Here is a 23869-nt window from a genome sequence, read left to right as displayed (position 1 = left end):
TTTACGATTGCCTACCTGAGGAAAAACACCTCACGGGAAAGAAATTTACCCAACGTATAGAAAGAACCCATCTCACCCTGCGTATCCGGATAAAGAGGCTGAATCGAAAAACGATAGGCTATTCCAAATCCGAAGAAATACACGATAAAGTGATAGGAACGTTTATTGAGCGTGAATACTACTTTCTCTAAGCAATCTAACCATTGGAAGCATAACCAAAACGTATTGCCGAACTGACCGGTCAAAGAAGTGATCAAAAATGGTTTGTTGTTTATGGCGATAATGCAGAGCAAACGTTACAGCGTCTGGAAGCATTTATCCCTAAACTGGATGCAGAAAAACAGCAAGGTATGATCACAAGTTATCAACGCCTACCGCTATCTTCCCTTGCACAGCAACATAAAGATCTGGAACTGCTTAAAGCCGCTATTCCGAATATTATCATGCGTCTGACAGAAGCCGGCCTGCCGGTTAAACAACCCGATATCCGCCCTATGACTGTCACACCCAATAACTGGCTCAACAGTGTTGTCAGTGAGGGATGGCGTTTGATGTGGATCACTTTGCCCAACGGTCAGAGCGGTGTCTTGTTGCCAGTAACGGGGGTAAAAGACAGCGTGCTTATGCGTCAGTTAGCGGAAAAACAAGCCGGTATCAGTTGGGTAGACCGCAAACTGGCATTCGATGAAATGTTTCAATTTTATCGCACCATACTTGGCTGGTTGCTGGCTGGTTCAGTTGTGTTAATCGGAATAAGTTATCTCATTCGACTTGGCTTACGCCGTGGCACAATCAGTATATTGCCGTCACTGCTATCCCTCGGATGTGCCTTGGCTGTTCTTGGTTTCAGTGGCTACAGCCTTAATCTTTTCTCAATATTAGCATTGGTGCTGGTACTGGGAATTGGTATCAACTATACCCTGTTTTTCAGTAACCCTCGCGGCACACCACTCACTTCACTATTGGCGATCACGGTCGCGATGTGCACTTCACTGCTGACTCTGGGTATGTTGGCATTCAGTAGTACTCAGGCAATCAGTAGCTTTGGTATTGTCTTATGCAGTGGGATTTTCACTGCATTTCTGCTCTCGCCACTGGCAATGCCTGAACGTCCCAAAAGGAACAAAAAAGCATGATGCGTTTCTTCATTCTATCACTGATATGTCTGCTGGCAGCTTGTACCAACCTTCCCAAACAGGGTACTCCTAGCGCATGGCTTAAACCGGGAGTACGTATCTCACTGCCTGAACCGAGTATAGTGCCTGCCATTAATGAACAACAATTATTAACGGCAACCGTGAATGGCAAACAGCAATCGCTGATTGTCCTGCTTAATGCCAATGAACATCAGTTATCATTGGCTGGCCTGTCGTCACTGGGTATTCGCCTGTTCAGGTTAAACTACGATAAAGATGGCATTCATACCGAACAATCCCTTGTATTGCCGGAAATTCCACCCGCCAGTCAAGTCTTGGCAGATATCATGCTCAGTTATTGGCCGGTTACCGCATGGATTCCGCTTTTACCCGAAGGGTGGACGCTACAGGACACCAATAAAATCCGTCAATTACATGATAATAAAGGAAAATTAATTACAGAAATCCATTATGACAGCCAAAATGGCAAACGACGTCCGGTACACGTCCAGCAATTTATTTTTGGTTATGACATCGCGATTCAGCATTTAGAAGAGTAAAACATGATTTATATTTCTGCCGTGGGTATGCTCAATGCTCTGGGTAATAATGTAGATGACATCGCGCAGAATCTTATGCAGGGGCATGCTCCCGGCATGTATGCGCGCTCTGGTTGGTTACAGCCCAATAAAGTCTGCTGTCTGGGGGGAATTGATGCTGAATTACCGGCCATTCCTGCTCACTTGCACAAACACAATAGCCGTAACAATCAACTACTACTGGCTGCTTTAATGCAGATAAAACCACAAGTCGATGAAGCCATAAAACAGTATGGACGAGCACGGGTTGCTGTCATTATGGGAACCAGTACTTCCGGCCTTAATGAAGGTGACAAACATGTCAGCCGGACAGTAAATCAACAAGCTGATGAGCACTATCACTATTACCAACAGGAACTGGGTGATCCTTCTCGGTTCATTGCCAACTATCTTGGTATTGAAGGGCCTGCTTTCACTATTTCCACGGCTTGTTCCTCCAGTTCACGAGCAATTATCAGTGGCCAACGCCTGATCGAAATGGACATGGCAGATGTGGCGATTGTCGGTGGTGCAGATACACTCAGCCGTATGCCAATCAACGGATTTAACAGCCTTGAGGCACTCTCTGAAACATTGTGTGAACCATTTTGCAACGATCGTCAGGGTATTACCATTGGTGAGGCTTCAACTCTGTTACTCCTGACACGGGCACCTCATCCCGTTGCACTGCTCGGTGTAGGAGAATCCAGCGATGCGTGGCATATGTCAGCCCCGCATCCTGAAGGAAAAGGAGCTATCGAAGCCATTAACATGGCATTGAACAATGCAGGACTCTCCCCACAAGAAATTGGTTATATAAATCTGCATGGAACAGGTACAAAACTCAATGACCAGATGGAATCCCTTATCATTAACCAGCTCTTTGGTGAGAACATTCCTTGCAGTTCAACCAAGCATTTGACAGGCCATACTCTGGGAGCTGCTGGTGCCTGTGAAGCCGGCCTTTGCTGGCTGTTGCTGACCTATAATTTACCGCTGCCACCACAAGATTTTTCCCGCTCAGGCATAGATACATCACTGGCGAACTGTGGCCTGCTGACTCAACCCAGACAGTTAGAAAAACCCATTGTGATGTCCAATTCATTTGCTTTTGGCGGAAATAACACCAGCCTGATCCTGGGAGCTGTATGATGCCTGGTTATTCACCCATTGATCGCTATTTACCTGTTGATCACTACATTCCCCATGAAGCACCAATGGTATTACTGGAAAAGATTATCAATGTTTCCAGCGAAAGTGTTCATTGTCAGGTGACAGTTAACAAACAAGGTGTACTGTCATCTTTCCTCAATGAAGAAAATCACCTGCCAAACTGGTTTGCCATTGAAATAATGGCACAAACTATCGGCGTTTGGTCTGGCTGGCATCGTAAAGAACGACAAGAAGAGGACTCTTCTTTAGGCATGTTATTGGGCGGCAGAGCTGTACGTTGTCAAGTGCCCGTCTTCACACATGGCAGTGTCTTAGATATTCGAATGAATCTGTTACTACAGGATGAAAAATTCGGCAGTTTTGAAGGTGAAATTAGCTGTAACGGCGCTGTGCTGGCAACAGGACGTCTGAACACTTATCAACCAGAAAAAGAAGAGATTAAACAACTATTTAAACGGGATGGGACAGTATAATGCGTTCAGTTTTAGTGACCGGTGCCAGTAAAGGGATCGGCAGGGCAATCGCCTGCCAATTGGCAGCAGATGGGTTCACCGCCATTGTTCATTATCACCGTGATGCGAAAGGTGCAGAAGCAACACTTGAGCAGATCCAAACCAACGGAGGTAATGGGCGGATACTGAGTTTTGATATCTCAGATCGCGACACCTGCCGCACAATTTTGGAAAAAGACATCGAAATGCACGGAGCTTACTACGGCATTGTCTGTAATGCCGGCATTGCTAAAGATGGGGCGTTCCCGGCACTGGACGGGAGTGAGTGGGATAGTGTCATTCATACCAATCTGGATGGCTTTTATAATGTTATCCATCCCTGCATCATGCCAATGATTGGCCTGCGTCAGGGGGGGCGAATTATCACACTGTCATCGGTTTCCGGTTTGATGGGTAACCGCGGGCAAGTCAACTACAGTGCTGCTAAAGCGGGAATTATAGGAGCAACAAAAGCGCTCGCAATCGAACTGGCAAAACGAAAAATCACCGTGAATTGCATCGCACCGGGGCTGATTGATACAGATATGGTTCAAATTGAAGAGCCTGCTTTAAAAGAAGCTATACATATGATCCCGATGAAACGTATGGGGCAAGCCAATGAAGTTGCTGGTCTTGCCAGCTATTTGATGTCTGACATTGCCGGTTATGTCACCCGCCAGGTGATTTCAATCAACGGAGGAATGCTATGACTCGCAGGGTAGTCATCACAGGAATGGGCGGCATTACCGCTTTAGGCCACGGCTGGCAATCCGTTTTTTCCGGTTTAAAAGCCGGTACGAATGCAGTGCAGCAAATGGCTGAGTGGGCAGAATATGACGGGCTTAATACTCATCTTGGTGCACCAGTGACAGATTTCACTTTGCCTGAGCACTATACTCGCAAGCGTATTCGCTCCATGGGGCGTGTTTCACTCATGTCAACACGCGCCACTGAACTGGCTCTTGAAATGGCAGGTCTACTTGGTGATCCAGTACTCACTAATGGTGAAACAGGTATTGCTTATGGCTCTTCAACAGGCAGCACTAAACCGGTTAGTGAATTCGCCACTATGCTGACTGAAAAACACACCAACAATATTACCGGTACAACTTATGTACAGATGATGCCCCATACCACAGCGGTTAACACAGGTTTATTCTTTGGGCTGCGTGGCAGAGTCATCCCAACCTCAAGCGCCTGTACCTCAGGCAGCCAAGCCATTGGTTATGCCTGGGAAGCCATTCGTAATGGCTATCAGACTGTGATGGTCGCTGGTGGTGCAGAAGAGTTATGCCCATCAGAAGCGGCAGTCTTTGATACCTTGTTCGCCACCAGCCAAAAAAACAGCATGCCAAGAACGACCCCTTCGCCATTTGACATAAACCGTGATGGTTTGGTGATCGGCGAAGGCGCCGGAACGCTTATTCTTGAAGATCTGGAACATGCCAAAGCTCGTGGAGCAAAAATTTATGGCGAAATCATTGGATTTGCCACTAACTGTGACGCCTCCCATATCACTCAGCCAAAATCAGAAACGATGCAAATCTGTATGGAAATGGCGCTGAAATCCGCAGGGCTTCGGCCAGCAGATATCGGTTATATCAGCGCTCACGGCACAGCAACAGATCGGGGAGATATTGCAGAGAGTCAGGCGACTGCCAATATTTTCGCTAACAAAAGTCCTATCTCGTCACTGAAAAGCTATTTCGGCCATACGCTAGGCGCTTGCGGCGCTCTGGAAGCCTGGTTAAGCATTGAAATGATGAATGAGGGTTGGTTTGCACCTACCATCAATCTAAATGAAATTGATCCAGCTTGTGGTGAGTTGGATTACATCATGCACCAGCCACGTGAAATCCAGACTGAATTTATCCAGAGCAATAACTTTGCTTTTGGCGGGATTAATACTTCGCTTGTGATTCAGCGTTGGGTTTGATTTTTATTCCGACAGTAAAAGAAGACTGAGAATATTTCATCTTGTTCTCAATATCCAAACGCTCCCAAAAGTGGAGCGTTTTATATCCTGTAAATTTCAGATTCTTCCATTTCTGCGACAGTTGGTTGTTTGACTCGCAGCACTATGGCTACTTAATTTAGTTCAAAAGTACTCACCGTATTAAATCACGCTTTGCCTTTTGGGGGCTTTTCCACATGTATTCTAAATTAATTCTGTCGATACCCTCCAAGACATAGAACCATTTATCATCCACTTTATTCATAAATCTTTTCATTCATCAGTATTAGTTTTTCTCATTGTATCTATCTGATAGAAAGGTCTATAGTCCGCACAACTCAAAATTCTTGAGCAACTTATCTACTGCTTAAATCACCAAGATATATACCAGTCCTTGGCATATATCGTTATTGCTATTCGGCAAGATCTTGATGAGAAGCAGCGCATATCTGGCTGATTTTTTTTATGTGGAGACGACAGTAGTGAAACTGCTGCGCAAAAATGACAGTGCATTTGTACCTGTCGCGGGCTTGACTGTATTTGCGATTGCTTCTGGTTACTTGATGAGCTTAATTCCATTATCGATGGCAGGTTTCAGCATCGATACTGGCTATGCTAGTTGGTTAGCCAGTGCTTATTACATCGGTTTATTAATAGGATCAATAATGATTGAGCCTGTTATTGCCAAAATAGGACATCGTTTTTCATTTGTCAGTTTTTTATTGCTTTTAGCTGTAACGGTTGTGGTATTACCTTTTTTTCCCAATAAAGAGATCTGGTTACTTGTTCGTTGCATAGCGGGAATTGCCGTTGCCGGTATTTTTGTGGTGGTTGAATCTTGGTTATTGATTGGCGATAGCCCCAAAGAGCGCGCCAGGCGTCTGGGTCTTTATATGACATCCCTCTATGGGGGAACAACACTCGGTCAACTGGGTATCGGTTTTATTGGTACGCAGGGAATAATACCTTTCGCCGCTATTCTGTCTCTGCTACTGATTGCCACTCTGCCCCCATTATTTGTACGTCATGGACAACCACCGATACTGAATCACCAACGCTTATCGCTGAAAAAAATCACCCGGTTCAGTAAGCCTGCAATTGTCGGCTGTATGACATCAGGAATTGTGATGGGCACTATCTACGGCCTGATGCCGCTATCATTAAGCCAAAGTAAGTTCAATACTGAACAAGTTGGGGTATTAATGGCTGCTATTATTCTGGGTGGGATGGTAATTCAGCCGATTATCAGCAAACTGTCTATTATAATAAGTAAAACACTGTTATTGGCAATGGCTTCACTGCTCGGCGTATTTGCTATAGGGATGACTTATCTTTCTGAAAGTTATCTTATCATGATTGTGGCACTCGCACTTTTAGGGATGTCTTCTTTTGCCCTCTACCCAATTGCCATCACGCTTGCTTGTGACAAACTTGATTCATCCTATATTGTCGCAGCAACACAAGTTATGCTGTTAAGTTATAGCATCGGCTCTGCTATCGGCCCATTAGGAGCAGGCAGTTTTATGTTTCAACACAATGCCATTCAGCACAGTGGGACTATGCAAAACAACGGGTTAATGAACTTCTTCTTCCTTGTCTTACTGGCCACTGCGGTTTATATGCTGCTGGCAGGTCTTTGCCGAAAAAATCGTGTATTGGCAAGTTAACCTATTAATGTAGAGGTATTTAATGCAGATACAGAAAGCCACCGAAGAGGATTTCGCGACACTTATCCAGATCTGGGAAGCCTCTGTCCGGGCGACTCATAATTTTCTGCCTCAGGGTATGATCGACGAATTACGTCCATTAATCCAAAACAATTACTTACCCAACAAACTTTTTCCCGCTCAGAAATTGATGGGCAAGGAAATCCATTCCCGTTACTACATATGAAGCTTGCTTAACAGCTATACCCAATGGATTTCAAGTTGCGTCGCGACGGCAAGGGAATGACAAATTTGCCAGGAATGAATTTGCCCGGCCAAAAGCTGGCCTCCGGTGAGAGGCAATTTGAAAGACAAAGGGGATATCTCCTGGAGTGATATTTAATATTTCATAGATAATCGCTTATCAACATAGATTTGATTATAAATATAACACTGCATATCATCAGAAAATTCTTAAGACAAAAATAAAAACATAAAGTTATGGCTAACAAATTAACTTATTCAATGTTCATTGAACAAAAAATAAAACAAAGTAATACTGACAAAATAGAAAAATAAAAATTTGACTAAAAATCAACATAGTAAAGTTAAATTAATCTGTTTTTAATACGTTTTGATATATCCAATAGAAAAATGGTAAAATAATGCGCTGTCTATTATTTTGGATTTTACAATCAATGAAATATCTACAACAATCTAAAACTACAACATATTCAGGCGTGAAACTGTTTACCGATCTTGTCGGACAGCGTGTTTCTCCCGGAGTATATTGGGACTCATCCAGTTATCGTGCAAAGTTCGCTTTACGCAGCTTTTTTACGCCTATCTCTACACTTAAGCTACTGGATAGAATTGCTAATACTCCAATTTATCTGGATATTTTAAAGAAACAGCCTAGCTTACCTTGTAAATTACATCGCCCATATCTGAGTATTAACTTCAAGCGTAATCAGATTGTCAGTGCACTTAGTGAACATTATAGAATTTTATTTCAACAGTTAACACCCACTGTTATTAATAAGATATTTAATACTAATTCTTATTTACTGGCAACTATCCAGGGAAAAAACGAATCATTTAATGTATATATAGATTCTTTAGACAACCTGAATAAAGAAGGTGAACTTGCGCTATATATGACTACAGAAAAAAATGTCACTTTGGCAAAATGTGCATTCACCTTATTAACTGTTAATGGTAAACAAACATTGTTTATTGGTGTATTACAAGGCCCGGCCAAAAGAGATAATTCTCTGGATGTTATCCGTAATGCAACTAAAGAGTGTTACGGCCTGTTTCCTAAGCGTTTACTGATCGAATCTATTTGTCGGTTTGCTGAACATACGAATTGTGAACAAATCTTAGCTGTCAGTAATGAAACACATATTTATCGTAGTATCCGCTACTGGCATAAGAAAAAGCACCTGATGGTAGCGGATTATAATGCTTTTTGGGAGTCTCTGAATGGCATCAGGAAAGAGAATAATGATTTCCATCTGCCATCCAATATCGAAAGAAAATCATTGGATGAAATCCCCAGTAAGAAACGCGCGGAATACCGTCGCCGCTATCAACTACTGGATGATTTAGATAGCCATATCAAAGCATCTCTCACCAATTAGCCATCATTAGGAAGCCGTTCCTGATGTGATGCTTAGCGGGGCTTCGCCATTATCCAGATAAGATGGTTTTTTATGGCAGGCCACTCGCTACGAAGGATGCTATATACGCAAGTATCCCGCATTGAACCATCCCTTGTTCGTGAATGGCAACGCAGAATACCATCCAATTTTGCGCCTAAACGCTCAATTGCCCTGCGACTCTGGTGATTCAGGAAGTGAGTTCTGAATTCCACAGCAACACAATCCATTTTTTCAAACGCATATTCCAGTAACAAGAATTTTGCCTCTGTATTAACAGGCGTACGTTGAACTGATTTTGCATACCATGTCGAGCCAATCTCTAGTCTGGGAAGATTGGCATCGATATTCATATAGGTCGTCATTCCAATTGCTACATTCCTTTGATTATCAATAACGGTAAAAGGCAACATCTTTCCCTGCGCATGAAGAGCTAAACGACGCTCAATTTCTGCTTGTACCCCATCCGGCGCAGGTACATTGGTATACCACAATTGATGTAATTGTCCGTCTTCAATGGCACGCGCGAATTCATCATGTCGTTCCTGCGTCAAAGGTATTAAAGTAACATTCTTTCCGGTCAGAGTGATCCATTCGGTTATGTTTTGCATCGTGTTACTGTCCTTATTTATTTCTAATCTTATATACGACTACCTTTGTATTACTGTCTCTATAGAAAAACAATTTTCCATTCAATGCAGAGTAGCTGAAAAGTTACCCTTATCTTAAATAACCATTAAGTTACAACGAAATATTTTTTATTGCTATGACCTTCGTTTTTCACATTACTACTTTGTTGACGATATCTTGAAATCTGTTGGGTATAGATGATTTCATGATATCTGTCACAATCAATTAACAAAGTGATTCCAATCGGGCTGGAACCCTCTAAATTTGATAGCAATCTCATCCGACCACTTAGCTAACAGCTAAGTCATATTGAAAACAATAATACTGTGTGTGAGTCGCCAAATTATTCGATGGAGAATGTAATGAGCAATTACCCTCATCTGTTTACCCCGCTGGATTTAGGCTTTACTACCTTAAAAAACCGTGTCTTGATGGGCTCAATGCACACAGGGCTTGAAGAACATCCTAATGGAGCCGAGCGATTGGCCCAATTCTACGCAGAGCGGGCTGCTGCTGGTGTAGCGTTGATAGTCACAGGTGGTATCTCCCCCAATCCACAAGGCGTTGTTGCAGCAGGAGCAAGCATCCTAAATAGTGAAGATACTTTGCCTCATCATAGGATCATTACAGATTCAGTACATCAGGCTGGCGGTAAGATTGCCCTGCAAATCTTGCATACCGGGCGTTATAGCTACCAGAAAAACCTCGTTGCTCCTTCAGCCATTCAGGCTCCGATCAACCCCTTTATGCCTAAAGAAATGTCCGATGCGGATATCCAACAGACTATCAGGGATTTTGCCCGCTGTGCTCAGCTCGCACAACAGGCCGGTTATGATGGCGTTGAGATCATGGGTTCAGAAGGCTACCTCATCAATCAGTTTCTGGTTGCCCGTACTAATCATCGTCAGGACAAATGGGGAGGAAGTTTTGAAAATCGTATGCGCTTTGCTGTGGATATTGTCAAAGCAGTACGCGCTATTGTCGGAAAACGCTTCATTATTATCTATCGCCTTTCTATGCTGGATTTAGTGGAAGACGGTTCCAGTTGGCAGGAAGTCGAACAATTAGCACTGAAGATTGAACAAGCTGGTGCTTCCATCATCAATACCGGTATCGGCTGGCATGAAGCACGCATTCCAACAATCGCCACAATGGTGCCCAGAGCCGGATTTAGTTGGGTAACCCAAAAGCTGATGGGGAAAGTCAGTATTCCCTTGATCACAACAAATCGCATCAATGATCCCCATGTTGCAGAACAAATCCTTAGTGAAGGCTGTGCAGATATGGTTTCTATGGCTCGCCCTTTCCTGGCAGATGCTGAGTTTATTTTAAAAGCCGAACAGAACCGTGCAGATGAAATCAACACTTGTATTGGCTGTAATCAGGCGTGTCTGGACAGAATATTTGTCGGGAAACTGACTTCATGTCTGGTGAACCCACGAGCCTGCCATGAAACAGAATTTATCGCCGAACCGGTGAAACAGCCCAAAACTATCGCAGTGATTGGTGCCGGACCGGCTGGCTTATCCTTCGCTGTTACTGCCGCCAGTCGCGGACACCATGTCACGTTATTTGAACGAGAAAACAAAATTGGCGGGCAGTTTAATATTGCCAAACAAATTCCGGGCAAAGAAGAATTCCATGAAACACTGCGCTACTTTGAGCGCCAATTGGCACTGAATGATGTTGAAGTAAAACTAAACCATACCGCAACAGCAGACCAGCTTGCTTCATTTGAAGAAGTGGTCATTGCCACCGGTATCACGCCTCGGACACCGAATATTGATGGTATTAAACATGAAAAAGTGCTGACTTATCTGGATGTATTAAAGCATAAACGCGATGTTGGTCCATGTGTTGCCATTATCGGTGCTGGCGGTATTGGCTTTGATACAGCGGAATATCTGAGCCAGAGCGGACAGAGCAGCAGCCTGAGCAGCCACGCATTCAGTCAAGAATGGGGTATCGACCAGACGCTTTCCCATCGTGGTGGATTACAGCCAGAGGGTGCACACATGGAACGCTCACCACGAAAAATCTATCTATTGCAGCGCAAGGATTCCAAAGTCGGGGAAGGTTTAGGTAAAACTACCGGTTGGGTTCATCGGGCCAGCTTACTGATGCGGGGGGTCACTATGTTAAACAGTGTGCAATACTTGAAAATTGATGATCAAGGGCTGCATATCCTGCGCGATGGTGAACAACAATGCCTTGAGGTGGATAACGTAATTATCTGTGCCGGTCAGGAACCATTAAAAGAACTTTATCAACCTCTGCAAGCAATGGGTAAAAACGTATATTTGATTGGCGGAGCCGATGTCGCCGCCGAATTGGATGCCCGCAGGGCAATTGATCAGGGAACTCGACTGGCAATTAAGATATAGTAAAAAATAAAAGGCTAAGAGAGGAACGGTGATAACAAACGAACGGTTCATTATCACCGTTTTATTTCTGCGACTGATACAAATTAACGCTCTGCTAACTGTTCCGATGTTTGTCTTGCTTCTTCTGCCTGACACACCGCAGCCGTAAAAAGTACGTCTGTTGAGGAGTTCAGTCCCGTCTCAGCCGAATCCTGCAATACACCAATAATCAAACCTACTGCCACAACCTGCATAGCAATCTCATTGGAGATACCGAACATGCTACATGCCAACGGGATCAACAAGAGTGATCCACCCGCCACACCTGATGCACCACATGCTGCAATTGCTGAGACTACACTTAACAGTATTGCCATTGGGATATCAACAGCTATGCCCAGGGTATTTACCGCTGCCAGCGTCAATACGGTAATAGTTACAGCAGCTCCCCCCATATTGATCGTTGCTCCCAAAGGAATTGAAACAGAATAAGTATCTTCATCCAGATTCATACGACGACACATTGCCATGTTAACCGGAATATTAGCTGCTGAGCTACGGGTAAAGAATGCAGTTACGCCACTTTCACGTAAGCAGGCAAAAACTAAAGGATAAGGATTACGTCGTATTTTCCAATATACAATCAATGGGTTAACAACCAATGCAACAACAATCATACAACCCAATAGTACAACCAACAGTTGTGCATAGACAAACAACGTTTCGAATCCTGTTGTGGCGATAGTGGAGGCAACCAAGCCGAAAATACCAAGGGGAGCCAGACGAATAACAACACGAACAACCAGAGTCACGGCTTCGGCCAGATCCTGCGCCATTGATTTAGTTGATTCCTTTGCATGACGTAACGCGATACCCAGACCAATAGACCATGCCAGAATACCAACATAATTACCTTTCAATATCGCATCAATCGGGTTAGCAACAACGTTGAGCAATACTCCTCTTAGCACTTCAACAATATTTTCCGGTGGCGACATCTGAGCATCATTAGTCGACAGGATTAATGTCGATGGAAACAGTATGCTGCCGATAACAGCTACCAGTGCGGAGAAGAAAGTTCCAGCAATATAGAGAATCAAAATCGGTCGGATATTGGTTTTCTGACCTTTTTTATGGTTTGCAATAGAAGACATTACCAAGACCCACACCAGGACTGGTGCGACAGCTTTTAAAGCACCAACAAAGAGGGTTCCCAATAGACTGACTGATTGCGCGGCAGAAGGCATTGCCCAGGCCAGTAATACCCCTGCAACTAATCCGATGATAATTTGTGTGACGAGGCTTCCTCGTACAATATACTGCACAAAGCCTTTTTGTTGTTTTTCCATAATCTATCCCTTTGATATTTAGGCTTAATAAGCCTGTTGTTTTTATGTTTGCTTTTCCAGTATAGAAAAGTACAGAGAACTAAAAAGAATAATTAATAAAAATCTACAATCAGCTCAACAATTGATAACAAAATCATCACATTTGTGTGATCGAAACGACAGATTCACTGTTTGATCAAATATTGACGAAATAAAAAGAAAAACAAAAAACTAAAGTTTTTATTTAATTCAAATGGTTAAATGAATAATTGGTTTCGAAGACAATAATTGTGATCGGCATTAGCGCCAATATTATTGATGGATTAATTTCGCGATCAGCCGATAAACGATGAATTTTGTATCTGGAAAAATCGAAAATTCAGGCAGATGGAAGAGTCAATACGTAAATAGTGCGGTTTTGTGAAAACCTCATAAAACAATTAATCAATTGATATATCTGGGCGATTTTATTTTCCTCACCTTATTAACGTTCAATTGATCACCAAAATTTTCTGTTTCACTACGGATGATTTTGTTAAAGTGTCACTATTACTTATTAATGCCTTTTGAAAGGTGTTTAAAAGCACTTTATTGACAATCTTAATATAATGCTTTGTATTTTCTTTCTATATAATAGAAATGCACCATAAATATACCATAAAAGTAAGATGTAATCCTTAACCCGCGTTTTAGGAACATTTGATGGAAATTGTAACAGACCTCATTTATGCACTTTGGCACCAAGATTATGAAACACTCGCTAACCCGTCATTGGTATGGGTAATCTACCTTCTGCTCTTCACAATTCTGTTTCTGGAAAATGGCGTGTTACCCGCCGCATTTTTGCCAGGTGACAGCTTACTCATATTGGTTGGCGTCCTGATAGCCCAAGATGCAATGTCGTTTCCCACCACGTTAATCATCCTTACTATCGGTGCAAGCCTCGGCTGTTGGGTAGGTTATCTTCAAGGAAGGTGGCTTGGTAATACCAAATTAGTCCGGGGCTGGCTGTCACATCTTCCTTCACATTATCATCAACGCGCCCATAACCTGTTTCACCGTCATGGGTTATCAGCCTTACTAATTGGTCGCTTTCTTGCATTTGTCAGAACGTTGCTGCCTACATTAGCAGGTCTTGCAGGATTGAATAATGCACGTTTTCAGATATTCAACTGGTTAAGTGGTTTCTTGTGGGTAATTATCCTGACGACTCTGGGCTACGCTCTCGGTAAAAGCCCCTTTTTCCACCAATACGAACAATACCTTATGAATTTTCTGGTGTTATTACCCGTAGCTCTATTACTCATTGGCTTAATTGGCAGCCTGACGTTCATCTGGCGTAAGAAACGCACAAATAACTCTATCCAATAATTCTAAATTCAATAACTCTAACCTCCACATCGCCCTGTAGCATTACAGCAGGTAACTTGTTACAGGGGCTTTCTCCCGCTATTCTTGATAATCATTTACTTAGGATTAATCTGTCATATTAGATGACAATTTTTCACCATTCAGACTTTAAACTCCGCATAAAAACGTCTATGTTAGAAATTCATCCACCGTATATATGAGGAGAGTTCTATGCCACAGATGAAAAACTCTGAAGAATTACGTGCTGAATTGCAATCCCTTGCGGATACGTTGGAAGAAGTGCTAAACAGCTCTGAGGATAAGTCCAAAGCTGAATTGGAAAAATTACGTAGCAAAGCAGAAAAAATGCTGAAAGATGCCCGCACAGCTTTTAGTAATGCCAGTGATAAACTGACAGATCAGACAAAAGAAATAGCAAGCTGTGCAAACAGTTATGTCCGTGACAACCCCTGGACTAGCGTAGGTATCGGTGCCGCCGTGGGTATCATATTGGGCGTATTACTGGCAAGACGCTGAAATGACCCAATCATCCCATTCACAAGGTCCGGGAAAAGGAATATTTAATACCTTACGGCGAGTGGTAACTCTGGTTGTCGGTATGGTTGAGACTCGTATTCAGCTTGCAGCCGTTGAGTTGGAAGAGAGTGCAGCCACATTGGTGCAATTATTGTTGCTGGTAGGGTTCACGCTGCTATTTGCGGCCCTTGGTATAATATGTCTGTTAATGCTGGTCTTTCTGGCTGTCGATCCAGCCTACCAGGCTACAGTCATAGCCATTGCAGCAGGAACTCTGCTACTTCTCGCCGTATTTGGCACAATTTGGACTATCAGGAAATCCCGCCGGCTGACTTTTCTTAATGCAACTCGTGAGCAACTCAGAATAGATCGCAAGATGTTGGAGAATGACCATGAATAAATCACGGCGTCAACAGCGAGAACGGAGAAAACAGACATTATTACAAGAAATTCAGCAGCAACGGCAGTCTCTCTCAGCTTATGGCCAGCATTGGCTTACCATCACTCGCTCTTACGATCATGGCTGGCAGATGCTACTCTCTTTCAAACCTTATTTTGCTATTGGTAGTGGTATATTACTACTTTATGGCATTCGTCATCCCAGAAAACTTTATCACTGGTCACGTCGCCTGATTAGCATTTGGACACACATCAAAACCCTACGCAATATATTGAACGGGCGTTAACCATTTTTATTGCCCTTGTCCTTCTTCAAATCCCTTTATGTACATTGGGTTATTTTTTCAAAAAAACTGCACTAAATTGTTAATATTCCTTACTATCAACCTGTAATACCTCTCCTTAGAATACTCTCCATCAAGAAAATATTAGCTAATTGTGCTTTTAGAACACAGAATTGGAGATGTTCATGAAAAAATTTGAAGATGGTGGCTTATTAGTAGCGCGTATTTTAATGTCAATCCTGTTTATTATTGCGGGTTATGGAAAATTAGGCAGTGCTTACGCTGGAACGCAGGAATTCATGGAAGCGATGAAAGTCCCTGGGATTCTACTGCCACTCACTATCTTACTTGAACTCGGTGGTGGAATTGCCGTGTTGTTAGGGATGCTGACCCGCACTACAGCAGTGTTTACTTTTATTTTCTGTATCCTGACTGCGATTCTATTCCACTCTGATTTTTCAGATGGCATGAACCAGACTATGTTCCTGAAGAATTTCGCTATCGGTGCAAGTTATCTCATGCTGGCAATGATGGGGCCAGGCAAATTGAGTATTGACCGCGTACTGAATAAGAACTGGTGATTGTCTGCTATATATAAAAAAAGCCCTTTGTCTGTTTACCTGCAAGGGGCTTTTTGATTAATTATTTCATAAATAATTTGGGGATTTCTCGCAGACACCAGGTCTTAGCTTCCCCCATCCTGTCACGCCTCCATGCCATAATAATATTAGTTTCATGGATATATTCCGAACCAATAACCTGCAAACGCCCTTCTGCAATATCGTTCTCCACCATCGGATATGGCATTGTTGCAACTCCCAACCCCGCCAACAAAGCCCGTCGTTTATCTTCCAGTGAACTGACCGTTAGGCGTGGTTGTTTATCCAAAAGTTGGATTGTTAGTACCGGGCGTTCCCTTGCTGTATCAGCCACGGCTATCCCACGGTACTTAACCCGTGTGGCATCAGATAACGGTTCTGGTTCAAGATGAATAGGATGATCCACACTGGCAACATAGACGTTTTTTATGGAATAAAGTGTTCGTGAATTGGTTTCCGCAGATGCCCTGAAATGAATATCTGGAGCAATCACAATATCTGCATGGCCCGTTTCCAGCCGTTCCCAGGCACCCGCTAACACTTCGGTCATTAATGAAAGCTGAGTATGCGCTTTATTTGCCAGCCTATCCACAAGAGGAAATAATGACTCAACGGGAAACAGCGCTTCACAGACAATGGTCAGTTGAGTTTCCCAACCACGGGCAAGGGCTTGTGCATCTGCCGTAAGTTTGTCCGCCGCTTCAAGTAATAACCTCCCCCGATCAAGCAACATTCTGCCAACATTAGTAAACTTTGTACGATGCCCGGAGCGGTCAAACAACACCACATCCAGCTCTTCTTCCAGTTTCTGCATGGTATAACTTAATGCAGATGGCACCCGCCCCAATTCATCCGCTGCTGCGGCAAAACTTCCTCTCCGGTCTATCGCATCCATCACCCGTAAAGCTTCCAGTGTAAGCGCTCGTTCTTTCCCCATGTTCTTTACCTATATAGCTTATAGCTCTCAATCAGTAAATTTGAATATAGAGAACAGATTAACTGGCTAACATTTCAACGTCCAGAGAATTAAGATCAAGCGCAATAGGTCTATAACAAATAAATATATGGCAAGCAGGCGTATGGTAAAGAGATAGTTGTCATGATAATAACCAGAACAGCAAATCAATGCGGGAAAGCCGATTATGGTTGGTTAAAAGCCCATTATACTTTTTCATTCAGCCACTATTTTGACCCAAATTTTTTGAACTATGGCGCACTTCGGGTACTTAATCAGGAGAGCCTTGCCCCAAAAGCAGAATTCAAGCCAAAGGGTTATCCCCATGTCGATATCCTGAATATTATCCTGCAAGGAGAAGCTGAGTACCGTGACAGTGCCGGAAACTATACTCAGGCCCGTCAAGGAGAGTGCCTGCTATTCTCTACCCGTCAGGATCTGCGCTACAGTGAGCACAATATCAGTGATAAAGTACCGCTGAACCGCCTGCAACTCTGGCTTAGTGCCAATCCACATCAGGCACCACAATCCGTGCAGCGTAGCATGTTATCTGATCAACCTTTGACTCTGTTGGCCTCGCCCACAGCCGAAAAAAACAGTATGTCCCTGCGACAATCAACTTGGATAAGCTTTCTTATGCTGCAAGCTAATGGCACCCAGACAATACCTCTGCAAGGGAGACAGGCTTATCTACAATCTATCAATGGTAACGTTGAGATCCATGCTCAGAGCCATACCAGCGACCAGTTTAATGTGAGTATCAAATGTGAGGATGGGATATTTATTCAAGACGAGCCACAACTGCACCTGCGGGCAATCTCTTCATTTCAGGGCTTGCTAATCGATTTGGGGAGCTAATATCTCTGCCTGAGTATCTGCCTGAAATGAATAAGCCCTATAAAGCAGATGCTCTATAGGGCTGAATCTGTGGAGTCGGCCGATAAGCCGGGTTCTGTCGTGGACAATCATTCATCTAGGCCAGAACTTACGCGCTGGCTCAAGCAACCTACCCGGGTTCGATACGGGCCGTACCATGTGAACCTCTATTTGGTCTTGCTCCGGGTGGAGTTTACCGTGCCACGGACTGTTACCAGCCGTGCGGTGCGCTCTTACCGCACCCTTTCACCCTTACCTGATCTCAGTTTCTTACAAAGCTGAGCCATCGGCGGTTTGCTCTCTGTTGCACTGGTCGTAGGCTTTCACCTCCCAGACGTTATCTGGCACCCTGCCCTGTGGAGCCCGGACTTTCCTCCCCTTTACCACTTTCTTCCAAAAGAGACTCCCGAAAGAAACAGTAAAGCAGCGACTGTCTAGCCAACTCCGGCGCGGATTATAAGGGGTTTATCACCTGATGTATAGGGGTTTTCATGTTCCTGTTACTTTCATGTACTTTCTTCGCTTTGCTCAAGGGCATAACGGTATAAGGCATTTTTCTTCACGCCATGAATATCTGCCGCCAGTGCCGCAGCTTTTTTCAGCGGTAACTCTTTTTGTAGTAATGCCAGTGTCCGCAAGGCTTCTGGAGAGAGACTCTCATCTGCTGGTTTGCGATATCCTTCAACAATCAGCACCATTTCTCCCCGCCGACGGGTTTCATCTTCTCTGATCCATGCCAGTAACTCTCCAGCAGGCATTCCCTGAATAGATTCCCATGTTTTTGTCAGCTCCCGCGCTAATACCACATAACGATTTGCGCCCAACACGGTGACAATATCTTCTAAACTGTCCAACAAGCGATGTGTGGACTCATAGAAGATCAATGTCCGTGGCTCCTGTGCCAAATCGCGTAATACATCCCGGCGCCCTTTACTTTTTGCCGGCAAAAAACCTTCGTAACAAAAACGATCGGAAGGCAGCCCTGCGGCAGATAATGCCGTAATTGCTGCACAAGGCCCCGGCAATGGAACAACATTAATACCAGCTTCGCGGCAACGACGGACAACGTGATACCCCGGATCATTGATCAACGGTGTTCCTGCATCAGAGACAAGAGCAATACTCAGACCTTGCTGCAATTTCGCAATTAATTGATCTGCTTTCTGCTGTTCATTATGATCATGAAGTGCGAACATGCGCGCATTAATGGCAAAATGCTGAAGCAATAAGCCAGTGTGTCGCGTATCTTCGGCTGCAATCAGATCGACATGTTTAAGAACTTCAAGTGCACGCTGAGTGATATCCCCCAGATTTCCAATAGGGGTTGGCACAACATACAGCGTAGATGTCGTAACCACTGCTCGATTAGGTTGATTCATTGTTTCATCCGAATGACCGATTTAAAATTGAGCATCTTTGAAAAAAACATCACTGGATACAGTATGCTTCCCTCAATTTTTGTGCGTTTCAAAACTGGTTTAGTCTACTCAGCACTGCTGACGACTATGATTATTGCAGGGTGTACCATGCCTAAACCACAAGGGCAACCACCTTCTGAGCCACAAGACAAGATCAGCGCAGAGATTAATCGCTATCAAGCTATTATTGATACTGCTGATAACCAGCCTTCTCTGGATGTCATCCGTGCTTATATTGCACTGGAACCACATGCAGTAAATGAAGCTGCACATCAGAAAAACATTGATGATACATGGCAGGTACTGACGCATCTGACTTCACAACAACTGAGCGAACTGGTAATTAATGCCAATGAATATACGCTTCAGGGATGGTTAGATCTGCTAAATGCTTATCAGACCAATAAGCAGGATCAGGATAAACTACGTTCTGCTATTCGTGACTGGCAAATTCGCTATCCGGATAACCCAGCTGCTCGGAGTTTACCTGCTGCCCTGCAACAAATGCTATTTACTCCTACAGATCGTCAGGCCAGCATAGGGCTGTTTCTGCCTCTGAGTGGTCAGGCAAAAGCGTTTGGTGAAGCGATCCGCCAAGGCTTCCTTGATGCACAAAAAGGCTTACCACAATCCGAATTACCTGTGAATGCAACTGATTCTGCCAATGTTAATTTCGTTAATACCAGCACTTCCGATATCGGAAACACACATAATACAACAATGGGTGATGCTATCAGAGATGTAGCAGGAACAGATATGGCAAATTCTGATACTGAAAATCCTGAAAATAATTCCGGCAATACCAATACAGCAGCACAATTTACTATCAGTCCGGTTCCTGTCAATAATCATCCGGTAAAAATCTATGATACCAGCAGCCAGCCTCTGGCTAATCTGTTGGCACAAGCTGAACAAGATGGGGTTACACTGGTAGTCGGCCCATTACTGAAACCTCAGGTTGAGCAATTGGCACAGCTCAATACATCATTAAATATTCTGGCACTGAATAAACCGGACACATTACAACCTCATTCCAATATCTGTTATTTTTCCCTGTCACCGGAAGATGAGGCTAAAAGTGCCGCCCTGCATATCTGGCATCAACAGAAACATCAACCACTGGTGTTAGTACCGCGTACGGTATTGGGTGATCGAGTAGCAAAAGCTTTTGCAGCCGAATGGCAAAAATTAGGCGGTTCCGACGTCTTACAACAATCCTTCGGAACAACAACAGAGATGAGACAATCCATGAACCGTGGTGTTGGGATTCGTTTATCCGGTACACCAATTTCTGTCAGTCCTTCTTCTGTCAATACTTCCACTCCTGATATTAACGAGCCACAAGCTAATAAAAGCTTATCCGTTGCTGTTACCAGCACTTCACGTGAGCAAATTGATGCGGTTTACATCGTTGCGACAACGGATGAATTAGCGCTGATCAAGCCAATGATTGATATGGCAATCAGTTCTCGTGAAAAACCTGCTCTTTATGCCAATTCACGTAGCAATAAAGCAGATGCCGGGCCAGATTTTCGCCTGGAAATGGATGGTATGCAATTCAGCGATGTTCCATTATTAACAGGAACGAATATTCCCTTGATGAAACAGGCCGCAAGTAAATTTGGTAATGATTATTCTCTTATGCGCCTTTACGCGATGGGAATCGATGCCTGGTCATTAGCCAATCATTTTACTCAGTTACAACAAGGTATCGGATTCAATATGAATGGGGCATCCGGAGAGCTTTCCATCACAGAGGGTTGTACAATATCCCGTCAGCTACCGTGGATGCAATTTAATAATGGACGTATTAAGGTTGAAAGCCGTCTGACGGAAAATAACCCCGCTGATACGACTGACAGCACGATTAACAGTACCTCAGACAGTATTTCTGCCATTGACAATATTCCTGTTCAGAATATAAACAAAAATATTGCCATACAGTCGGTACAATAAATGATTTTTCCCTTTTGACTGGTAATTTCAGGATGAAAAAAAACCAAAATAATCGCTATGCGCAGGGATGCTATTATGAACAGCAAGTTAAACAATTTTTGCAGCAACAAGGTCTTGTCTTTGTCGCAGAGAATGTGAAAATTCGTGGCGGGGAAATTGATCTGATCATGCGTGATAAACAAACATGGGTTTTTGTCGAAGTTCGTTTCCGCCAAAATGCACAATACGGCGATGCCGTTGCTACAATTACCCGAAGCAAGCGCAGAAAGATATTGCGCACCGCCTCATTCTGGCTTTACCAGCGTGATGAATGTTTTGAAACTGCAGCCTGCCGCTTTGATGTTTGTGCAATTACCGGTCAAAAATTTGAATGGCTGAAAGATGCTTTTAATTTAAATGAAAACCTATCTGATAGGTTCTGAATTTACTCGATCAATAAAATAGAAATATATAGGTCATAACGTGCTGGATAGAATTAAAGTCTGCTTTACCGAAAGTATTCAAACACAAATCGCAGCAGCAGAGGCATTACCCGACGCGATATCCCGCGCCGCACTGATGATGGTTCAGTCACTGCTGAATGGCAACAAGATCCTGTGCTGTGGTAATGGCGGCTCAGCCGCAACAGCACAACGTTTTGCCGCCAGTATGATAAACCGATTTGAGACAGAGCGACCAAGTCTGCCAGCGTTGTCGCTGAATGCTGATAATGTGGTGATTACTGCTATTGCTGGCAGTAAACAGCCAGAAGAAATCTATGCTAAACAAGTCAGAGCACTGGGGCAGGCTGGAGATGTTCTACTGGCTATCTCTACACACGGAAACAGCCGGACGATTATCAAAGCGGTAGAAGCCGCTGTTACCCGCGATATGACTATTGTTGCATTGACGGGTTTTGATGGCGGTGAACTGGCAGGGCTGTTGGGGCCACAAGATGTAGAAATCCGCATCCCTTCCCATCACAGTGTCAGAATTCAGGAAGTACACATGCTGACAATTAACTGTCTGTGTGACTTAATCGATAATACGTTATTCCCTCATCAGGATGACTAAGGAGCCAAATAATGCGGTTATTTTCTCTATTATTGGTATTTTGTAGTGCAATGTTATTGCAAGGATGTATTGGTGCTGCCATCGTTGGCTCTGCTGCTATTGCAACCAAAGCAGGCACCGATCCCCGTTCAGTCGGGCAACAAGTTGACGATACCACTTTAGAAGCTCGTATCAGTAATGCCATCAGCAAGGACCCACAAATTAGGTCCCAGGCTCGTATCGTTACGACAGTCTATGAGGGCAAGGTGCTATTAACCGGCCAGAGTCCAGATAGGCAGCTAGCGGATCGAGCCAAACAGATAGCATCGAAAGTTGAAGGGGTTAGTGTAGTTTACAACGAAATCAGACAAGGTAATCCTGTTACACTCAGTACTGCATCTTTAGATACCTGGTTGACAACGAAAGTACGTTCGAAAATTCTGGCCAGTGATGCGGTGAAGTCATCAAATATTAAAATTGTGACTGAAAATGGCGAAGTCTTTTTGTTCGGCATTGTTACCAGGCAGGAAGGGGCTGATGCCGCGAAGATTGCCAGCGAAACTGATGGGGTTAAACGTGTAACCACCGCGTTCATTTATCTCGATTAGATTTCGATATTAAAAGTAGCGATTAGCACGATACAAGTCACGGCATCAACAGTAAAAGTCACAGTTAATTTTTTCCAACAAGCTCTGTAAAAAAGACTATTCCAAACAAAGCGGCACAAAGAGAGCTGCTTTGTTTGGGTTTTTCTACTGTTTCCTGAGTACTGCATTTCAAATTATTTGCTCAATTTATTTGATCTTAGATAATTCTGCCCCCCTAATAACTGCATTTGCCGTAAAATCCATCGCTGACGTTGCAACACATAAGTAGAAGGCTTATCGACCCTATAACGGAGAGGATTAGGTAACACGGCTGCCAAAAGAGCGGCCTCGGAGGCTGTCAATCGACTGGCTGGTTTGCTGAAATAGTGTTGAGCAGCTTCTTCCACACCAAAAATACCATCACCAAATTCAGCAATATTGAGATAGACTGTTAAAATGCGTCTCTTCGTCCACAGTAGCTCCAGAACAACCGTCATTCCCGTCTCCAGCCCTTTTCTCACCCAACTACGCCCTTCCCACAGAAAGAGGTTTTTAGCTGTTTGCTGAGTTATGGTGGAAGCACCACGTATTCGCTTCCGATACTTTTTGTTATGTTCCACAGCCATTGCTATCGCTGGAAAATCAAATCCCCAGTGCTCCGAAAACCGTTGATCCTCGGCAGCAATCACAGCTAATGCCATATAAGGTGAAATTTGATCTTGATCTACCCAAGTAGAGTGAGAAACATAAGATAAATTAATTGACACTAACGCACTGATTTGTTTTTCCAGCATTACCATAGAAAACGGCACCGGCAGAAATGAAAATATGATTACAGCAACAAACCACAAAAGAGTGATCATGCGCACAATTTTTTTCAACCAGTGCCATAATATTGAAAAAGGACTTCTCATCC

At 43.7% G+C, this 23869-nt stretch carries 24 protein-coding genes, 1 other RNA gene and 2 pseudogenes; 21 read left to right on the top strand and 6 right to left on the bottom strand.

Features of this window, described 5'->3' with window-relative positions:
• The 10 genes and pseudogenes from ABLA85_RS07170 to ABLA85_RS07125 all read left to right on the top strand — a co-directional run.
• A partial coding sequence (locus ABLA85_RS07170) for an IS1 family transposase (protein WP_367962615.1) occupies nt 1-191 on the top strand: 191 nt, incomplete at its 5' end.
• A gap of 27 nt (nt 192-218) precedes the next feature.
• A pseudogene (locus tag ABLA85_RS07165) lies at nt 219-1136 on the top strand (MMPL family transporter); the annotation flags it as partial.
• Nucleotides 1133-1696 (top strand): DUF3261 domain-containing protein, encoded by a 564-nt coding sequence (locus ABLA85_RS07160; protein WP_367962613.1) that lies wholly within the window; start codon nt 1133-1135, stop codon nt 1694-1696. The pseudogene ABLA85_RS07165 and the gene ABLA85_RS07160, both read left to right, overlap by 4 nt.
• Before the next feature lie 3 nt (nt 1697-1699).
• Entirely contained in the window at nt 1700-2866 is a 1167-nt protein-coding gene (locus ABLA85_RS07155; RefSeq protein WP_367962611.1) for a beta-ketoacyl-[acyl-carrier-protein] synthase family protein, read from the top strand.
• On the top strand, nt 2863-3360 hold the full coding sequence (locus ABLA85_RS07150) for a 3-hydroxy-fatty acyl-ACP dehydratase (RefSeq protein ID WP_367962609.1): 498 nt from the start codon (nt 2863-2865) through the stop codon (nt 3358-3360). The genes ABLA85_RS07155 and ABLA85_RS07150 overlap by 4 nt, the downstream gene beginning before the upstream one ends.
• On the top strand, nt 3357-4088 hold the full coding sequence (locus ABLA85_RS07145; protein ID WP_367962629.1) for a 3-ketoacyl-ACP reductase FabG2: 732 nt from the start codon (nt 3357-3359) through the stop codon (nt 4086-4088). Before ABLA85_RS07150 ends, ABLA85_RS07145 begins: the two co-directional genes overlap by 4 nt.
• A complete protein-coding gene (locus ABLA85_RS07140; protein ID WP_367962607.1) occupies nt 4085-5314 on the top strand; it encodes a beta-ketoacyl-ACP synthase in 1230 nt (409 codons plus the stop codon). Before ABLA85_RS07145 ends, ABLA85_RS07140 begins: the two co-directional genes overlap by 4 nt.
• 449 nt (nt 5315-5763) lie before the next feature.
• Complete coding sequence (locus tag ABLA85_RS07135) at nt 5764-6999, top strand: MFS transporter (protein ID WP_367962605.1); 1236 nt, start codon at nt 5764-5766, stop codon at nt 6997-6999.
• 22 nt (nt 7000-7021) lie between these two features.
• Nucleotides 7022-7236 (top strand): annotated as a pseudogene (locus tag ABLA85_RS07130) (hypothetical protein).
• Between the two features lie 440 nt (nt 7237-7676).
• A complete protein-coding gene (locus ABLA85_RS07125) occupies nt 7677-8621 on the top strand; it encodes a VirK/YbjX family protein (RefSeq protein ID WP_367962603.1) in 945 nt (314 codons plus the stop codon).
• 32 nt (nt 8622-8653) lie between these two features.
• On the opposite strand, the gene ABLA85_RS07120 is transcribed toward ABLA85_RS07125, so the two are convergent.
• Nucleotides 8654-9250 carry a GNAT family N-acetyltransferase gene (locus ABLA85_RS07120; RefSeq protein ID WP_367962601.1) on the bottom strand — a complete coding sequence of 199 codons (597 nt, stop codon included), beginning with the start codon at nt 9248-9250 and terminating at the stop codon, nt 8654-8656.
• A gap of 381 nt (nt 9251-9631) precedes the next feature.
• Here ABLA85_RS07120 and ABLA85_RS07115 point away from each other — a divergent pair, with 381 nt between their 5' ends.
• Nucleotides 9632-11653 (top strand): FAD-dependent oxidoreductase, encoded by a 2022-nt coding sequence (locus ABLA85_RS07115; protein WP_367962599.1) that lies wholly within the window; start codon nt 9632-9634, stop codon nt 11651-11653.
• An 83-nt stretch (nt 11654-11736) separates the two neighbouring features.
• On the opposite strand, the gene sstT is transcribed toward ABLA85_RS07115, so the two are convergent.
• Nucleotides 11737-12981 (bottom strand): serine/threonine transporter SstT, encoded by a 1245-nt coding sequence (gene sstT / locus ABLA85_RS07110; protein ID WP_367962597.1) that lies wholly within the window; start codon nt 12979-12981, stop codon nt 11737-11739.
• Nucleotides 12982-13662: 681 nt separating this feature from the next.
• Between sstT and ABLA85_RS07105 the strand changes: the two genes are divergently transcribed.
• The 5 genes from ABLA85_RS07105 (at nt 13663) to ABLA85_RS07085 (ending at nt 16111) form a co-directional block, all read left to right on the top strand.
• Complete coding sequence (locus ABLA85_RS07105) at nt 13663-14331, top strand: DedA family protein (RefSeq protein ID WP_367962595.1); 669 nt, start codon at nt 13663-13665, stop codon at nt 14329-14331.
• A 210-nt stretch (nt 14332-14541) separates the two neighbouring features.
• Nucleotides 14542-14847: a YqjD family protein gene (locus ABLA85_RS07100; RefSeq protein ID WP_367962593.1), complete on the top strand. Its 306-nt coding sequence runs from the start codon at nt 14542-14544 to the stop codon at nt 14845-14847.
• Between the two features lies 1 nt (nt 14848).
• Nucleotides 14849-15247 carry a phage holin family protein gene (locus ABLA85_RS07095; protein WP_367962591.1) on the top strand — a complete coding sequence of 133 codons (399 nt, stop codon included), beginning with the start codon at nt 14849-14851 and terminating at the stop codon, nt 15245-15247.
• Nucleotides 15240-15533 carry a YqjK-like family protein gene (locus tag ABLA85_RS07090; RefSeq protein ID WP_367962590.1) on the top strand — a complete coding sequence of 98 codons (294 nt, stop codon included), beginning with the start codon at nt 15240-15242 and terminating at the stop codon, nt 15531-15533. The genes ABLA85_RS07095 and ABLA85_RS07090 overlap by 8 nt, the downstream gene beginning before the upstream one ends.
• Before the next feature lie 182 nt (nt 15534-15715).
• A complete protein-coding gene (locus ABLA85_RS07085) occupies nt 15716-16111 on the top strand; it encodes a DoxX family protein (protein WP_367962588.1) in 396 nt (131 codons plus the stop codon).
• A 61-nt stretch (nt 16112-16172) separates the two neighbouring features.
• Here the strand turns inward: ABLA85_RS07085 and ABLA85_RS07080 are convergent, their stop codons facing one another.
• A complete protein-coding gene (locus tag ABLA85_RS07080; protein ID WP_367962586.1) occupies nt 16173-17066 on the bottom strand; it encodes a LysR family transcriptional regulator in 894 nt (297 codons plus the stop codon).
• A 162-nt stretch (nt 17067-17228) separates the two neighbouring features.
• On the opposite strand from ABLA85_RS07080, the gene ABLA85_RS07075 reads away from it, so the two are divergent.
• Complete coding sequence (locus tag ABLA85_RS07075) at nt 17229-17942, top strand: pirin family protein (protein WP_367962584.1); 714 nt, start codon at nt 17229-17231, stop codon at nt 17940-17942.
• A gap of 67 nt (nt 17943-18009) precedes the next feature.
• On the opposite strand, the gene rnpB is transcribed toward ABLA85_RS07075, so the two are convergent.
• Nucleotides 18010-18406, bottom strand: an RNA gene (rnpB, locus tag ABLA85_RS07070) — RNase P RNA component class A.
• A gap of 60 nt (nt 18407-18466) precedes the next feature.
• Complete coding sequence (gene rsmI, locus ABLA85_RS07065) at nt 18467-19339, bottom strand: 16S rRNA (cytidine(1402)-2'-O)-methyltransferase (RefSeq protein ID WP_367962583.1); 873 nt, start codon at nt 19337-19339, stop codon at nt 18467-18469.
• A 63-nt stretch (nt 19340-19402) separates the two neighbouring features.
• Between rsmI and ABLA85_RS07060 the strand changes: the two genes are divergently transcribed.
• From ABLA85_RS07060 to dolP, 4 genes are read left to right on the top strand one after another with little or no spacing between them, the layout of a single operon-like run.
• The gene (locus ABLA85_RS07060) at nt 19403-21334 is read left to right on the top strand and encodes a penicillin-binding protein activator (RefSeq protein WP_367962581.1); all 1932 of its coding nucleotides are present in this window, start codon (nt 19403-19405) and stop codon (nt 21332-21334) included.
• A 32-nt stretch (nt 21335-21366) separates the two neighbouring features.
• On the top strand, nt 21367-21756 hold the full coding sequence (locus ABLA85_RS07055) for a YraN family protein (protein ID WP_340621669.1): 390 nt from the start codon (nt 21367-21369) through the stop codon (nt 21754-21756).
• Nucleotides 21757-21796: 40 nt separating this feature from the next.
• The gene (gene diaA, locus ABLA85_RS07050) at nt 21797-22387 is read left to right on the top strand and encodes a DnaA initiator-associating protein DiaA (RefSeq protein WP_367962578.1); all 591 of its coding nucleotides are present in this window, start codon (nt 21797-21799) and stop codon (nt 22385-22387) included.
• An 11-nt stretch (nt 22388-22398) separates the two neighbouring features.
• Nucleotides 22399-22974, top strand: a complete 576-nt coding sequence (gene dolP, locus ABLA85_RS07045) for a division/outer membrane stress-associated lipid-binding lipoprotein (protein WP_367962577.1) — start codon at nt 22399-22401, stop codon at nt 22972-22974.
• Nucleotides 22975-23147: 173 nt separating this feature from the next.
• Here the strand turns inward: dolP and mtgA are convergent, their stop codons facing one another.
• Entirely contained in the window at nt 23148-23867 is a 720-nt protein-coding gene (gene mtgA / locus ABLA85_RS07040; protein ID WP_367962574.1) for a monofunctional biosynthetic peptidoglycan transglycosylase, read from the bottom strand.
• Nucleotides 23868-23869 lie beyond the last annotated feature (2 nt).

The sequence above is a fragment of the Xenorhabdus sp. SGI246 genome (genome assembly GCF_040838225.1).
In the GTDB taxonomy this organism is placed as follows: Bacteria; Pseudomonadota; Gammaproteobacteria; order Enterobacterales; family Enterobacteriaceae; genus Xenorhabdus; species Xenorhabdus indica.
This window is presented reverse-complemented; position numbering and strand designations above follow the sequence as displayed.

What these genes read in the sequence shown, in the direction of transcription:
- ABLA85_RS07160 (WP_367962613.1), top strand. Translation starts at nt 1,133, where the DNA reads ATGATGCGTTTCTTCATTCTATCACTGATATGTCTGCTGGCAGCTTGT.
- ABLA85_RS07155 (WP_367962611.1), top strand. Translation starts at nt 1,700, where the DNA reads ATGATTTATATTTCTGCCGTGGGTATGCTCAATGCTCTGGGTAATAAT.
- ABLA85_RS07150 (WP_367962609.1), top strand. Translation starts at nt 2,863, where the DNA reads ATGATGCCTGGTTATTCACCCATTGATCGCTATTTACCTGTTGATCAC.
- ABLA85_RS07140 (WP_367962607.1), top strand. Translation starts at nt 4,085, where the DNA reads ATGACTCGCAGGGTAGTCATCACAGGAATGGGCGGCATTACCGCTTTA.
- ABLA85_RS07135 (WP_367962605.1), top strand. Translation starts at nt 5,764, where the DNA reads ATGAGAAGCAGCGCATATCTGGCTGATTTTTTTTATGTGGAGACGACA.
- ABLA85_RS07125 (WP_367962603.1), top strand. Translation starts at nt 7,677, where the DNA reads ATGAAATATCTACAACAATCTAAAACTACAACATATTCAGGCGTGAAA.
- ABLA85_RS07120 (WP_367962601.1), bottom strand. Translation starts at nt 9,250, where the DNA reads ATGCAAAACATAACCGAATGGATCACTCTGACCGGAAAGAATGTTACT.
- ABLA85_RS07115 (WP_367962599.1), top strand. Translation starts at nt 9,632, where the DNA reads ATGAGCAATTACCCTCATCTGTTTACCCCGCTGGATTTAGGCTTTACT.
- sstT (WP_367962597.1), bottom strand. Translation starts at nt 12,981, where the DNA reads ATGGAAAAACAACAAAAAGGCTTTGTGCAGTATATTGTACGAGGAAGC.
- ABLA85_RS07105 (WP_367962595.1), top strand. Translation starts at nt 13,663, where the DNA reads ATGGAAATTGTAACAGACCTCATTTATGCACTTTGGCACCAAGATTAT.
- ABLA85_RS07100 (WP_367962593.1), top strand. Translation starts at nt 14,542, where the DNA reads ATGCCACAGATGAAAAACTCTGAAGAATTACGTGCTGAATTGCAATCC.
- ABLA85_RS07095 (WP_367962591.1), top strand. Translation starts at nt 14,849, where the DNA reads ATGACCCAATCATCCCATTCACAAGGTCCGGGAAAAGGAATATTTAAT.
- ABLA85_RS07090 (WP_367962590.1), top strand. Translation starts at nt 15,240, where the DNA reads ATGAATAAATCACGGCGTCAACAGCGAGAACGGAGAAAACAGACATTA.
- ABLA85_RS07085 (WP_367962588.1), top strand. Translation starts at nt 15,716, where the DNA reads ATGAAAAAATTTGAAGATGGTGGCTTATTAGTAGCGCGTATTTTAATG.
- ABLA85_RS07080 (WP_367962586.1), bottom strand. Translation starts at nt 17,066, where the DNA reads ATGGGGAAAGAACGAGCGCTTACACTGGAAGCTTTACGGGTGATGGAT.
- ABLA85_RS07075 (WP_367962584.1), top strand. Translation starts at nt 17,229, where the DNA reads ATGATAATAACCAGAACAGCAAATCAATGCGGGAAAGCCGATTATGGT.
- rsmI (WP_367962583.1), bottom strand. Translation starts at nt 19,339, where the DNA reads ATGAATCAACCTAATCGAGCAGTGGTTACGACATCTACGCTGTATGTT.
- ABLA85_RS07060 (WP_367962581.1), top strand. Translation starts at nt 19,403, where the DNA reads ATGCTTCCCTCAATTTTTGTGCGTTTCAAAACTGGTTTAGTCTACTCA.
- ABLA85_RS07055 (WP_340621669.1), top strand. Translation starts at nt 21,367, where the DNA reads ATGAAAAAAAACCAAAATAATCGCTATGCGCAGGGATGCTATTATGAA.
- dolP (WP_367962577.1), top strand. Translation starts at nt 22,399, where the DNA reads ATGCGGTTATTTTCTCTATTATTGGTATTTTGTAGTGCAATGTTATTG.
- mtgA (WP_367962574.1), bottom strand. Translation starts at nt 23,867, where the DNA reads ATGAGAAGTCCTTTTTCAATATTATGGCACTGGTTGAAAAAAATTGTG.